Source organism: Vibrio sp. V43_P6S15P86, assembly GCF_009904725.1.
GTDB classification, from domain to species: domain Bacteria; phylum Pseudomonadota; class Gammaproteobacteria; order Enterobacterales; family Vibrionaceae; genus Vibrio; species Vibrio diabolicus.
On record NZ_WXWT01000179.1, the window covers coordinates 1 to 12,714 of the forward strand.

Genomic DNA, 12,714 nt, shown 5'->3' on the forward strand with positions numbered 1-12,714 from the left:
GAGCATACGCTCCTTTTTTATGCTCTTATTGATTTTTCATCGCAAAAAAAGATTTCGGAAATTTTCGGTGGTTTTTTGTGCCACTTCAGAAAGAGAGCACGATTTGAGTTGCGCAATATAAGAAGCCACCTCGACAACATAAGCAGGTTGATTCTCTTTACCTCGGTGAGGGACTGGAGCCAAGTAAGGAGAATCTGTCTCAATGAGAAGCTTCTCTAGAGGTAGAGTCTTCACCACTTCTTTCAACTCTGTAGCTTGACGGAAAGTGACAATCCCCGAGATAGAAATATAAAACCCCAGCTCAAGTGCAGCTTCAGCAAATGGAAGATCTTCTGTAAAACAGTGGATAACACCACCACATTTCTCCGCCCCACCCTTACGCAAAATATCTAGAGTATCCGCACGTGCGTTTCTGGTATGGATAATTAAAGGTTTGTTAAGCTCCACCGCAAGATCAACGTGTTGCTCAAAACGCTCTTTCTGTAACGCTGCCGTTTCTGGCTTATAATGATAATCCAAGCCTGTTTCACCAATGGCAACGACTTTTTCATTCGATGCGTGGTGACGCAGCACGTCCATCGAAAAGTCGCTTTCAACATCAAGTGGGTGTACACCGCACGAAGCATAAACATTCTCATAAGGCTCAATCATTTCCATCATTTTAGGGAAAGAATCCAGCGTGACTCCCACAGAAAGCAGCTCGGTTACCTTTGCTTGTTTAGCTTTGTTAATAACGTCTTCCACATTAATGTGGAGATCGTCGTAATTCAATTTGTCTAAATGACAATGAGAATCTACGAACATAATGCCTCTCGTGATTCAATTAACCAGTTCATTGATAGTAGCTCAAGGTTTAGACCAGGAAAGGCTTGCACCTGAGCTTTGAGGTCCATCAGCGCCTTCGCTGATGAGTACAAACCGTTGTAGTTGTTCGGCTGAAACTTTATAGCGCCAGGAAGCATTTGTGCTTCTGATACACCAAACTGCGCTTTCTGAGTATCTGTCAGTAAATACCACGCCCAGTCTAGTGATTGTTCCGAGTGTTTAGCCATTAAAGAAGCACACTCAGAAATGTCTGAGGTAGAAGAAGACATCGCCTTAATAAAAGTGCGCTCAAAAGCCAAGTAAGCATCGAGATCGCCATTATTTAACGCATCCAATGTTTTTATCGGAGAGCCCATATTCAGTTTTAAGGCGTAAGCAGGAACTTGCTGCGCCCCTTGTTCGCGCATCCATTGCATCGCTTGTTCCGTTGACGGCGGCGCAACAACCCAGTGTTGGCAACGGCTACGAATCGTTGGAAGCAGGCGCTCCTGATTGTGGGTAACGAGCAAAAACAAGCACTTTGCCCCGGGCTCTTCTAGCGTTTTTAACAATGCATTCGATGCCGATTCATTCATAGAGTCCGCTGGCTCTATAACAAATAGGCGATAACCATTAAGCTGTGATGATTCCTGAGCAAGACGGTTGCAAGCTCGAACTTGGTCCACCGTTATCGCTTTTCCTTCTTTTTCTGGTTTGATCCAGTGTAAATCTGGATGGTTTTGTGATTGATTTAATTGACAGCTATGGCAAAAACCGCACGCTTCACTGACGTAATTTTGGCAAAGAAGTGCTTGGCTAAAAAACTCGATAAGTTTTTCGATGCCTAAGCCTTGCTCGCTTTGCAATAAAAGCGCACCTGGTATTCTGTCCGACTCTAGCCCTAATTTGAGGTTATCCCATACTGGCTGCAACCATGGATAATCATTTAACATGAGTCACCTAAATTTAAGTTTCACTTATTATTGACGAGCTAACCACTCGTTAAGAGCGTCCCGAATATCACGCGACACGTCTTCGATCGCCTGCTCAGCGTTAATGATAATGATAGAAGGATCAGCATGAGCAATCTCCAAATAACGCTCTCGTGTACGTTCAAAGAAGCTGATATCCATCTTCTCGATACGATCGAGCTCACCACGCCCACGCGCACGCTCAAGCCCAACGCGAGGGTCGATATCCATATAGAGAGTGAAAGCAGGTTTAAAATCACCAAGCGTTGTGTCTCGAAGGTTTTTCATTAGCGACGCGTCAATCTGACGGCCACCACCTTGATAAGCCTGCGACGACATATCGTGGCGGTCACCCACCACCCACTGACCGTTCGCCAAAGCTGGTTTGATCACGTTCTCAACCAACTGGACACGTGCAGCATATAGAAGAAGCAACTCCGTCATGTCTTTAAGTTCTTCGCCTTCATGCTCTTCTTTCACCAGAGCGCGCATCTTTTCTGCTAGCGGCGTGCCTCCTGGCTCACGAGTATTTACGATATTTTCAATACCTGCCGCTTTTAGCGTATCTAAAACGGTTTTAATCGCAGTGCTTTTACCCGCGCCTTCTAGGCCTTCAACGACAATAAAGTTTGCTTTCATCATTTGTTCTTTCTTAGTTCTCTTAAATAGGCTCGAACAGCACGATTGTGCTCTGCAAGGGATTTCGAAAATACGTGTCCGCCCTTTCCACTTGCTACGAAATATAAATAGTTACTGCTTTCTGGATTCAAAGCCGCTTCAATAGAGGCTTCACCTGCCATCGCGATTGGGGTTGGAGGTAAGCCATTGATGGTATAGGTGTTATATGGTGTCGGCGTGCGCAAATCTTTCTTACGAATATTTCCGTCGTAAGCATCACCCATACCATAAATAACCGTCGGATCCGTTTGTAACCGCATGCGTTTGTTCAATCGGTTGATAAACACAGAAGCGACGCGCTCACGCTCAGAGTCAATGGCCGTCTCTTTCTCGATGATAGACGCCAGAATCAAGGCTTCATATTTGTCTTGCAATGGCAGCTTTTCTTGACGAGCTTCCCAGCTAGCATCCAGTATTTTATTGAGTTTTCGATGCGCTCGTTTTAACAACTGGCTTTCACTCGCACCCGCTGTGTAATGGTAGGTTTCTGCTAAAAACAACCCTTCTAGCTTTTCTCTCTCAATTCCAAGCTTCGCAGCCATGTCTTTTTCTGAAAGATCGGTTAAATCATGCTCTAAATAAGGAGCACTTTTCAATTGCTCTACCCACTCAGAAAAGCGGCTGCCTTCAACAAAAGTGATCGCAAACTGGTATTCTTTTCCGGTATTCAGGTGCTCCAATGCTTGCGAAAGCGACATACCAGGCTCTAGTTGATAAGTACCCGCTCGCACTTGCAACAGTTCTGGATATAAGTGAGGTATTAAACGGATGTACTCCGACGTTTCAATTACCTCATCTTCAACTAAGGCACGCATGACATGATGAAAGCTTGTACCACTTTCTACAGTAAACAGCTGAGGTTGTTCCAATAGAATAGGCTTTTCAACGTATTGTTTAGCCTGTGAAATTATATAAAAAACAGCTGCTGCGCCTATCACTGCGATCAGCACAACAAAAGCCAACAGTTTTTTAATCACGTAGTTAAATTCCCTTGCAGTCGTTGAGTCAATTTTCCTATCGGAAATATAGTCTTAGAGTTAGATGCCACTATGCTGCGAATTGGTGCGACACCTAATATTGAGTTACACATGAAAGCCTCGTCTGCGCTCAGCAAATCTGGAAGTATAAAACGCCCTTCGATGACTTCAATATGACTTACTTTTAGTAACTCAAGCACCTTACGACGCATTACGCCCGCAACGCCAGATAAGGTCAGATCCGGTGTAAATACTTTATTACCTTTAACCCAAAAAAGGTTGGCCATTGTAGTTTCAATGACATGGTTTTGCACATTTAACGTTATTGCATCTGCAAACTCGGTATCGTCGATTTCAGCCTTGGCGAGAATCTGCTCTAAACGGTTGTTGTGCTTGTGTCCAGCAAGTAAAGGTTGGATCCCGAGACGAGTCTCACAAACGCCCAAATCCACGCCTTTTTCTTGCCAAGAAGAGTAATGAGAAGGAAACGCAAAATTGGAGATCGTCACAATAGGGCCTTCAATCCCATTAGGACTATACCCTCGCCCACCAATACCACGGCTAACGTGAATTTTCACCCCCGCTTGTGCGTCAGATAAAGCCGCTTTGCTTGCCCAATCATGCACAACTTGCCAGTCAGGGGAAGAGATCTTCAATGCGTCAAGGCAGGACTTCATACGCTCAATGTGTTCTTGCCAGTAAAGCAACTCTCCGTTTTGGGTCAGGATGGTGGTAAAACCTCCATCGCCGTATTGGAATGCGCGATCACCCAGTTCTACATGCGTTTGTGGAACTCCATTTACCCAAAACATTCGCGTACCTTCAAATTAGCAGACAACAAATAAAACAAAACGGCTCAATGCTAAGCATCGAGCCGTTAGAATACAAGTTTCGCTTATCTAAATAAGGTTAGATAGTGTTACTCAGCGAACTTTTTGAAGATCAAAGAACCGTTTGTACCACCAAAGCCAAACGAGTTACAGATAGCGTATTCCATACCTTCAACTTTGCGCGCAGTGTGTGGCACAAGGTCGATGTCTAGACCTTCTTCTGGATCATCAAGGTTAATCGTTGGTGGAACGATTTGGTCAACCAAAGACATAACCGTGATAATTGCTTCAACAGAGCCTGCTGCACCTAATAGGTGACCAGTCATAGACTTAGTTGATGATACAAGTACTTGCTTCGCACCTTCTTCACCAAGAGCACGTTTCACGCCCTTGATTTCTGCAACGTCGCCAGCAGGAGTAGATGTACCGTGAGCATTCACATAACCTACTTGGGTGCCTGTGATGTTCGCGTCACGCATTGCCGCTTCCATCGCAAGTGCACCACCAGAGCCATCTTCGCTTGGAGAAGTCATGTGGTAAGCATCGCCAGACATACCAAAACCAACCAGTTCTGCGTAAATCTTCGCGCCACGTGCTTTCGCGTGTTCGTACTCTTCAAGCACCATCATGCCAGCACCATCGCCTAGAACGAAGCCATCACGGCCTTTATCCCATGGACGAGACGCTTTTTGAGGTTCGTCGTTACGAGTAGATAGCGCTTTAGCTGCACCGAAGCCAGCCATGCCAAGAGGCGTAGACGCTTTTTCTGCGCCACCAGCAACCATCGCATCTGCATCGCCGTACGCAATCATTCGTGCAGCATGACCGATGTTATGTAGGCCAGTAGTACATGCTGTAGAAATCGCGATATTTGGACCACGAAGACCACGCATGATAGATAGGTTACCTGCAACCATATTTACGATGGTCGAAGGAACAAAAAATGGGCTAACTTTGCGAGGGCCTTTTTCTACTAATGCAGTGTGACCTGTTTCGATCAGATCTAGACCGCCAATGCCTGAGCCGATAGCAACACCAACTCGAGCCGCATTTTCTTCGGTAATTTGTAAGCCAGAGTTATCAAGAGCTTGAATACCCGCTGCAATGCCGTACTGGATGAAAAGATCCATCTTACGAGCATCTTTTTTAGACATGTACTCTGTGCAATCGAAATCTTTAACAAGACCTGCAAAACGAGTTGAGAAGTTCGTAGCATCAAAGTGCTCGATATTCACGATACCACTTTGACCTTCTAGCAGGGCTTTCCAAGATGATTCTACTGTGTTGCCTACCGGTGACAACATACCCATGCCAGTGACAACTACACGACGCTTGGACACGATATAATTCTCCGGGAATTGAATATTTCTATGAGAGGATAGAAGAAGTTAGAAAGAACACAGGCGGTCTAGGAGACCGCCTGGGAGAGCTAATTACTGAGCGCTGTTTACGTAGTCGATTGCAGCTTGAACAGTAGTGATCTTCTCAGCTTCTTCGTCAGGAATCTCAGTGTCGAATTCCTCTTCTAGAGCCATAACTAGTTCTACAGTGTCTAGAGAATCAGCACCTAGATCGTCAACGAAAGAAGCTTCGTTTTTAACTTCTGCTTCGTCTACACCTAGCTGTTCAACAATGATTTTCTTTACGCGTTCTTCGATGTTGCTCATTTTTCTTTTCCTTTACAGATTTCGCCTAATGCGATGATTCCGTAGTTTATTCGAACTATTGAAAGTTGCAAGGGGGTCCTTGCTGGTCAAACCACAAAATTAGCGAATTTAACCGAATTTCAATACATTTTTGACTTAAATCATGCACAAATCTTGCGCATAAGCATGACAAGTTCATGACAGTTAACTGCAACTATAGGCTATTTTTCACAATGTAAAATAGCTTATTTTGCACAAACTGTCTCATTAAACCATGTACATGCCACCATTTACATGCAAAGTTTCACCAGTAATGTACGCTGCTTCAGGAGAAGCAAGGAAAACTACTGCTGATGCAATTTCACGTGGGTCACCTAAACGACCAGCTGGCACGTTCGACAACGTTGCCGCACGTTGCTCATCATTTAGTGCCTTCGTCATGTCAGTTTCGATGAAACCAGGGGCAACAGTGTTCACTGTTACACCACGAGACGCAACTTCACGAGCCATTGATTTAGTAAAACCAATCACGCCCGCTTTCGCTGCTGCGTAGTTAGTTTGACCTGCGTTACCCATGGTACCAACAACAGAGCCTACGTTGATGATACGACCCGCACGTTTTTTCATCATGCCGCGTAAAACCGCTTTAGACATGCGGTAGATAGGCGTTAGGTTGGTATCGATGATGTCGTTCCACTCATCATCTTTCATACGCATCAATAGGTTATCACGAGTAATACCAGCGTTATTCACCAGAATATCGATCACACCAAATTCTTCGTTGATCGTTTTTAGTGTCGCTTCGATAGACTCGACATCGGTCACGTTAAGAGCTAGACCTTTACCGTTATCACCAAGATACTCGCTGATAGCAGCCGCTCCACTTTCAGAAGTAGCCGTACCGATAACCGTCGCACCGCGCTCTACAAGAAGTTCCGCGATCGCGCGGCCAATACCACGGCTTGCGCCGGTAACTAGCGCGATCTTACCTTCTAGATTCATCATGTTGTGTTTCCTTTTCTTATCGCAAGTTTTATCGCTTGATGGATTACTTCGCCGCGTCTAGCGACGCAACATCATTCACTGCTGCTGCAGTTAGCGTTTTCACGATACGTTTTGTTAGACCTGTTAAAACCTTACCAGGACCAAGCTCAAGAAGCTGTTCTACCCCTTGCTCGTGCATAAGCTCGACTGTTTCAGTCCAGCGAACTGGGCTATGTAGCTGACGAACAAGCGCATCTTTGATTTTTGCAGGATCTGTCTCAGCAACCACATCAACGTTGTTGATAACTGGCAGCTGTGGTGAGTTAAATTCGATAGACTCAAGAGCTACTGCAAGTTTTTCCGCTGCTGGCTTCATAAGCGCACAGTGTGATGGAACTGAAACAGGAAGAGGAAGCGCACGTTTCGCACCAGCTTCTTTACATAGCGCTCCCGCACGCTCTACTGCGTCTTTGCTACCCGCGATAACTACCTGACCAGGCGAGTTAAAGTTTACTGGAGAGACCACTTCACCTTGCGCTGCGTCTTCACACGCTTTTGCAATCGCATCATCAGCCAAACCGATAATCGCGTACATAGCGCCAGTACCTGCTGGTACCGCCTCTTGCATTAGCTTACCGCGTAATTCAACCAGCTTGATTGCTTCTTTAAAGTCAATCACACCCGCACATACAAGTGCTGAATACTCACCTAGGCTGTGACCGGCTAGGTTTGCTGGTTGCTCTAAACCAAGCTCCTGCCATACACGCCAGATTGCAACAGATGAAGCTAGCAAAGCTGGTTGAGTGCGGAAAGTCTCGTTTAAATCTTCTGCAGGTCCATTTTGAACAAGCGCCCATAGATCGTAACCTAGTGCGTCAGATGCTTCTGCAAATGTTTGTTTTACTACGTCATATTGTTCGCCTAGTTCTGCAAGCATACCTACAGCTTGAGAACCTTGACCTGGAAATACGATAGCAAACTTGCTCATGTTGTTTTCCTTTAAGCAAAGTAAAAAGAAATAAGATGCACCAAGTGCACCTTAAATTTTTGAATTCTCGTGAAACTTAAAACTTCACCAGAGCAGAGCCCCAAGTGAAACCGCCACCAAACGCCTCTAGCAATAAAGTCTGCCCGCGTTTAATGCGACCATCGCGCACAGCTTCATCCAGCGCAGACGGTACTGTCGCCGCAGAAGTATTCCCGTGTCGGTCTAGTGTCACCACGACTTGGTCCAAAGACATTGAAAGCTTTTTCGCTGTTGCCGAAATAATTCGATAGTTCGCTTGATGCGGTACTAGCCAGTCTAGTTCAGACTTATGCATGTTGTTGGCTTCAAGCGTATCTTTTACTAGTTTCGATAACTGAGTGACAGCGACTTTGAATACTTCGTTACCTGCCATATGAAGCCATTTGTCAGCATCTTGACCACGCTCAGGTACAGGTAGGCTTAGTAGCTCACCGAATTGACCATCCGAGTATATGTGGGTAGAAATAATACCTGGCTCTTGGCTAGCGCCTACGACAACGGCTCCAGCACCATCACCAAATAGAATAATGGTTGAACGGTCTGTCGGATCACACGTTTTAGACAAAGCATCTGAACCAATAACAAGTACGTTTTTACACATACCCGATTTAATATGTTGGTCTGCAACAGATAATGCGTACACAAAACCAGAACAAGCAGCGGCTAAGTCAAAAGCTGGACAACCTTTAATGCCAAGCTTTGCCTGCACCTGACACGCAGATGAAGGGAAAGTATGGCTACTGCTCGTTGTGGCTACGATAATCAGGTCGATATCGTTTTTATCAATACCCGCCATATCGATAGCGTTTTCAGCTGCGTAGAATGCCATGTCCGCTACAGTCTCATTTTCTGCAGCAATTCGACGCTCTTTAATACCCGTGCGAGCAACGATCCACTCATCACTTGTATCTACCATTTTCTCTAGATCTGCGTTTGTACGCACCTGAGATGGCAGGTAGCTGCCAGTACCTAAAATTTTGCTATACATGAAGACTAATAATGCCTCTCGAGTAAAACCGCTTCCAAACGATCGCTAATACGGCTTGGTACTTGTCGTTTGACCTCGTGTACTGCCTCGCCAAGTGCATTGACAATCGCAGATACATCCGCACTTCCATGGCTTTTTATGACAATGCCGCGCAATCCTAGCAAACTTGCGCCGTTATACTGGTCGGGGTTCAGTGTTTTTAGTTCATTAAATAGCCGAGAAAACAACTTTCTAGCAATCCAACCCTTTATCGTTGACGCCATCATACTGGTTTTAATTTTTTCGATAAAAAGTTGAGCTGTTCCCTCACTGGCTTTTAAGCATACGTTGCCGACAAACCCATCACATACAATGACGTCTGCAACATCATGCAAAATTTGATTACCTTCAATATAACCAACAAAGTTAATCGCGTCGGTCTGAGAAAGCATTTCTGCGCAACGTTTGACTAAATCGTTACCTTTAATCTCTTCTGCGCCAATATTGAGTACAGCAACGCGAGGAGGACAACCTAAGTGTTCTTCTGCTAATGCACTGCCCATTACAGCAAATTGGAACAAACTATCAGCATCGCACGATACATTCGCACCTAGATCTAGCATCCAAGTACGCTTTCCAGTAATCGTCGGTAAAGCTGAAACTAAAGCAGGACGTTCAATACCAGGAAGTAACTTAAGAATGAAACGCGATAGTGCCATTAATGCACCGGTGTTGCCACCACTAACACAAGCATCCGCCTTCTGCTCAGAAACCAAATCGATAGCCATACGCATAGAACTATTTTGGCTATTACGCAACGCCAATGAAGGTTTTTCTGAGTTCGAGATAACTTTCTCGCTGTGAAGAATAGTCAAGCGGGAACTGGTCGAGGTACCGAGTTGAGATAATTGAGACGTGATCAGAGATTGATCACCAATAAGAATCACTTTTAGCTCTGGGAAATGAGACAGTGCCTGCACGGCGGCAGGCACTGTTACGCGTGGACCGAAATCCCCGCCCATTGCATCAAGTGCAACGGTAATACTTTGCAAAGGTTCAACCTTACTTGTTGATAACCTTTTGACCACGGTAGTAACCTTCAGCAGTTACGTTGTGGCGTAGGTGAGTTTCACCAGAAGTCGCGTCTACAGATAGAGCAGCTGTAGTTAGCGCATCGTGTGAACGACGCATACCGCGCTTAGAACGAGTTTTACGGTTTTTCTGTACGGCCATTGACCCTACTCCTATACTATTGGGTTAAAAACCTGAAGAAGAATCGGCTACCACACCTATTACTTTTTCAGACTTTTCAAAACGTCGAATGGATTCGGTTTTTCTTCCTCAATTTCTTCAGGAATCTCACCAAAAACCATGTTATTTGAATCAACGCTACAATCCGCTTCATCGTGCATCGCAATTTGAGGTAATGCTAAGATGAACTCGTCTTCAACAAGTTGTATGAGGTCTAATTCACCATATTCATTTAGATCTACCAAATCATAAATTTCTGGTGCTTCCTGTTCTGTTTTCTCACCGTAGTAAGGAGTAGAAAGGAATTCAACTTTGCACTCATGTGCGAATACCTCATTACAACGCTGACACTCTAAATCGACTTCGATGTTAGCTTTACCAGAGATAACAACGAGTCGCTGTTCATCCATCCCAAATGACAATGAGACTTCTGCGTCGCGTTTTACGCCTTCAGTTGTTTCCGCTAAGCGCTTGAAAAGACTAGCTTGGATGATGCCATCGTAATCCAATCGTTTCTGTGCAGCTTTTGCTGGGTCAACCGTTCGCGGTATTTTTACCTTTTGCATAGGGCGCGAATATTATCTTCCAAATCAAAATTAGTCAAAGAAAAAGGCAAAAAAGTTGTACTTTTTTACGCTTAACATACAGAGCATTAGCCAGAATCATTTTTGATCGATTATCCTATCGGAAATGCTCCCACGAATTGTAATTCAAAATGAAAAATTACCAACTGGTTTTAGCCTCAACCTCCCCTTTTCGTAAACAACTGCTTGAAAAGCTTTCACTACCGTTCATTTGTTTATCACCTGATTGCGATGAAACACCGTTTGACCAGGAAACGCCTCTTGAACTGGTGCAAAGATTGGCCCAAGAGAAAGCAACATCTTGCCAGACGGATAAAGCAAGTTTAGTTATCGGCAGTGACCAGGTTTGTGTCATTAATGGTGAAATCGTTGGCAAGCCTTTAAATAGAGACAACGCAATAAATCAACTTTTGTCTCAAAGTGGAAAAGTCATCACTTTCTATACCGGTCTTGCGGTACATAACACAGTCACAAACCATACAGAAGTCGGCTTTGATTCTTTCGAAGTACACTTTAGAGATTTGACGCTTGAACAAATCGAACGCTACGTCGACAGGGAAGAACCTTTTTACTGCGCAGGCAGCTTTAAAAGCGAAGGAATGGGAATTTGTTTGTTTAACAAATTGGTGGGGAAAGACCCGAACACACTTGTCGGACTACCATTGATTGATTTGATTGATATGTTGCATGTTCAAGGACTCGATGTCCTTTGATCCAAATACTATAAAAGGGAACCACAGGCTCCCTTTTCGTGTCCACGAGGAAAACATGGTTACGCGTTTCTTAAACCCGCCAACACTTTTTCTAGCTTCGGTTCCATCGGTGCGTTGATTTCCATCCACTCATCATTTGATGGGTGTTGGAACTTGATGTTTGCCGCGTGTAGGAACAAACGGTCTAAACCAACTTGACCTGTGTAAGCATCAAAGCGACGGTCACCGTAGCGATCATCCCAAGCAATTGGGTGGCCCGTATATTGTGTATGAACTCGGATTTGGTGAGTTCGACCAGTAATCGGACTCGCTTGAATCAATGTTGCTTGTTCAAACTTTTCCAAAATCTTAAAACGCGTTTCAGACGGCTTACCGTTAGGGTTAACACGAACAATACTGTTCACTTCGTTTTTAAGCAGTGGCGCGTTCACAACCTTACAACTGCTTTTCCATTGTCCCATGACAAGAGCTAAGTAAAACTTCTTCACTGTCTTTTCACGAAACTGGGCTTGCAAGTGACGAAGTGCAGAACGCTTCTTAGCAACCAGCAAGATACCTGAAGTATCACGGTCAATACGATGCACAAGTTCAAGAAAGCGAGCTTGAGGACGAAGAGCTCTAAGCGCTTCAATCGCGCCAAACTTTAAGCCACTGCCACCATGCACAGCGGTGCCAGATGGTTTGTTTAGAATTAACATATGATCATCTTCGAAGATGATCATATCTTCCAACTCTGCGACTTTGTTTAGTTTCGTACTTGGCGCGACATCGTCATCTTTTTTCTCGACTGTCACCGGTGGAATACGAACGAGATCGCCTGCTTTTAACTTGTACTCTGCTTTTATACGCTTTTTATTTACACGTACTTCGCCCTTACGCACGATTCGGTAAATCATGCTTTTAGGGATGTCTTTTAATTGGTTGCGCAAAAAATTATCAATGCGCTGACCCGCCATATCTTCGTCAATGTCGACGAACTGGACTTTTGTTCTTATTTCGTTCATGGGCCGTATTGTAAACTCAATTTCGTGCGACTTCACATTATTCTTGTCGTAAAAGAAACACTTGGTGGCACATACTGGTCTAAATTTCGCCAAGCTTTTGTTTAAATTATTAAAACTCTCAATCAAGTTCTCAATTTGTTTTCTGTCTTGAACAGTTTGCACATCTCAATTGCTTATGAAACAGCCAGTTATAAATTAGAAATTTTGAGTTTAGCGGCAAATTTTCTATCGTTTGCGTGAAAGCAGATTGCTGATAGCCACGCGCACTGCTATAGTTC

General features: G+C 44.5%; 15 protein-coding genes. 1 reads left to right on the plus strand and 14 read right to left on the minus strand.

What is annotated here, in order from left to right; genetic code table 11:
• Positions 1 to 36 precede the first annotated feature (36 nt).
• The 13 genes from CAG69_RS07855 to yceD form a co-directional block, all read right to left on the minus strand.
• Complete coding sequence (locus CAG69_RS07855) at positions 37 to 804, minus strand: TatD family hydrolase (protein ID WP_005396993.1); 768 nt, start codon at positions 802 to 804, stop codon at positions 37 to 39.
• A complete protein-coding gene (locus CAG69_RS07860) occupies positions 795 to 1,757 on the minus strand; it encodes a DNA polymerase III subunit delta' (protein ID WP_161443576.1) in 963 nt (320 codons plus the stop codon). The genes CAG69_RS07855 and CAG69_RS07860 overlap by 10 nt, the downstream gene beginning before the upstream one ends.
• A gap of 27 nt (positions 1,758 to 1,784) precedes the next feature.
• Positions 1,785 to 2,417, minus strand: coding sequence for a dTMP kinase (gene tmk / locus CAG69_RS07865; protein WP_031780597.1), 633 nt, complete (start codon positions 2,415 to 2,417; stop codon positions 1,785 to 1,787).
• The gene (gene mltG, locus CAG69_RS07870) at positions 2,414 to 3,430 is read right to left on the minus strand and encodes an endolytic transglycosylase MltG (RefSeq protein ID WP_161443578.1); all 1,017 of its coding nucleotides are present in this window, start codon (positions 3,428 to 3,430) and stop codon (positions 2,414 to 2,416) included. The genes tmk and mltG overlap by 4 nt, the downstream gene beginning before the upstream one ends.
• The gene (gene pabC, locus CAG69_RS07875) at positions 3,427 to 4,242 is read right to left on the minus strand and encodes an aminodeoxychorismate lyase (RefSeq protein ID WP_161443580.1); all 816 of its coding nucleotides are present in this window, start codon (positions 4,240 to 4,242) and stop codon (positions 3,427 to 3,429) included. The genes mltG and pabC overlap by 4 nt, the downstream gene beginning before the upstream one ends.
• A 107-nt stretch (positions 4,243 to 4,349) precedes the next feature.
• A complete protein-coding gene (gene fabF / locus CAG69_RS07880; protein WP_005396984.1) occupies positions 4,350 to 5,600 on the minus strand; it encodes a beta-ketoacyl-ACP synthase II in 1,251 nt (416 codons plus the stop codon).
• A 93-nt stretch (positions 5,601 to 5,693) separates the two neighbouring features.
• Positions 5,694 to 5,927 (minus strand): acyl carrier protein, encoded by a 234-nt coding sequence (gene acpP / locus CAG69_RS07885; RefSeq protein WP_004406112.1) that lies wholly within the window; start codon positions 5,925 to 5,927, stop codon positions 5,694 to 5,696.
• Between the two features lie 246 nt (positions 5,928 to 6,173).
• Complete coding sequence (gene fabG / locus CAG69_RS07890) at positions 6,174 to 6,908, minus strand: 3-oxoacyl-ACP reductase FabG (protein ID WP_031780596.1); 735 nt, start codon at positions 6,906 to 6,908, stop codon at positions 6,174 to 6,176.
• A gap of 46 nt (positions 6,909 to 6,954) precedes the next feature.
• A complete protein-coding gene (gene fabD, locus CAG69_RS07895; protein ID WP_012841591.1) occupies positions 6,955 to 7,878 on the minus strand; it encodes an ACP S-malonyltransferase in 924 nt (307 codons plus the stop codon).
• A 76-nt stretch (positions 7,879 to 7,954) separates the two neighbouring features.
• Positions 7,955 to 8,905, minus strand: a complete 951-nt coding sequence (locus tag CAG69_RS07900; protein ID WP_005396980.1) for a beta-ketoacyl-ACP synthase III — start codon at positions 8,903 to 8,905, stop codon at positions 7,955 to 7,957.
• 5 nt (positions 8,906 to 8,910) lie between these two features.
• A complete protein-coding gene (plsX, locus tag CAG69_RS07905) occupies positions 8,911 to 9,936 on the minus strand; it encodes a phosphate acyltransferase PlsX (protein ID WP_012841590.1) in 1,026 nt (341 codons plus the stop codon).
• A gap of 10 nt (positions 9,937 to 9,946) precedes the next feature.
• Entirely contained in the window at positions 9,947 to 10,117 is a 171-nt protein-coding gene (rpmF, locus tag CAG69_RS07910; protein ID WP_005396978.1) for a 50S ribosomal protein L32, read from the minus strand.
• A 59-nt stretch (positions 10,118 to 10,176) separates the two neighbouring features.
• Entirely contained in the window at positions 10,177 to 10,701 is a 525-nt protein-coding gene (yceD, locus tag CAG69_RS07915; protein ID WP_161443582.1) for a 23S rRNA accumulation protein YceD, read from the minus strand.
• Positions 10,702 to 10,850: 149 nt separating this feature from the next.
• Here yceD and CAG69_RS07920 point away from each other — a divergent pair, with 149 nt between their 5' ends.
• Entirely contained in the window at positions 10,851 to 11,432 is a 582-nt protein-coding gene (locus CAG69_RS07920; RefSeq protein WP_005396976.1) for a Maf family protein, read from the plus strand.
• Between the two features lie 59 nt (positions 11,433 to 11,491).
• Here CAG69_RS07920 and rluC read toward each other — a convergent pair whose 3' ends face one another.
• Positions 11,492 to 12,436, minus strand: a complete 945-nt coding sequence (gene rluC / locus CAG69_RS07925) for a 23S rRNA pseudouridine(955/2504/2580) synthase RluC (RefSeq protein ID WP_053808939.1) — start codon at positions 12,434 to 12,436, stop codon at positions 11,492 to 11,494.
• Between the last annotated feature and the right edge of the window lie 278 nt (positions 12,437 to 12,714).

Coding starts and splice junctions, on each gene's coding strand:
- CAG69_RS07855 (WP_005396993.1), bottom strand. CDS start 804: ATGTTCGTAGATTCTCATTGTCATTTAGACAAATTGAATTACGACGAT.
- CAG69_RS07860 (WP_161443576.1), bottom strand. CDS start 1,757: ATGTTAAATGATTATCCATGGTTGCAGCCAGTATGGGATAACCTCAAA.
- tmk (WP_031780597.1), bottom strand. CDS start 2,417: ATGATGAAAGCAAACTTTATTGTCGTTGAAGGCCTAGAAGGCGCGGGT.
- pabC (WP_161443580.1), bottom strand. CDS start 4,242: ATGTTTTGGGTAAATGGAGTTCCACAAACGCATGTAGAACTGGGTGAT.
- acpP (WP_004406112.1), bottom strand. CDS start 5,927: ATGAGCAACATCGAAGAACGCGTAAAGAAAATCATTGTTGAACAGCTA.
- fabG (WP_031780596.1), bottom strand. CDS start 6,908: ATGAATCTAGAAGGTAAGATCGCGCTAGTTACCGGCGCAAGCCGTGGT.
- fabD (WP_012841591.1), bottom strand. CDS start 7,878: ATGAGCAAGTTTGCTATCGTATTTCCAGGTCAAGGTTCTCAAGCTGTA.
- CAG69_RS07900 (WP_005396980.1), bottom strand. CDS start 8,905: ATGTATAGCAAAATTTTAGGTACTGGCAGCTACCTGCCATCTCAGGTG.
- rpmF (WP_005396978.1), bottom strand. CDS start 10,117: ATGGCCGTACAGAAAAACCGTAAAACTCGTTCTAAGCGCGGTATGCGT.
- yceD (WP_161443582.1), bottom strand. CDS start 10,701: ATGCAAAAGGTAAAAATACCGCGAACGGTTGACCCAGCAAAAGCTGCA.
- CAG69_RS07920 (WP_005396976.1), top strand. CDS start 10,851: ATGAAAAATTACCAACTGGTTTTAGCCTCAACCTCCCCTTTTCGTAAA.
- rluC (WP_053808939.1), bottom strand. CDS start 12,436: ATGAACGAAATAAGAACAAAAGTCCAGTTCGTCGACATTGACGAAGAT.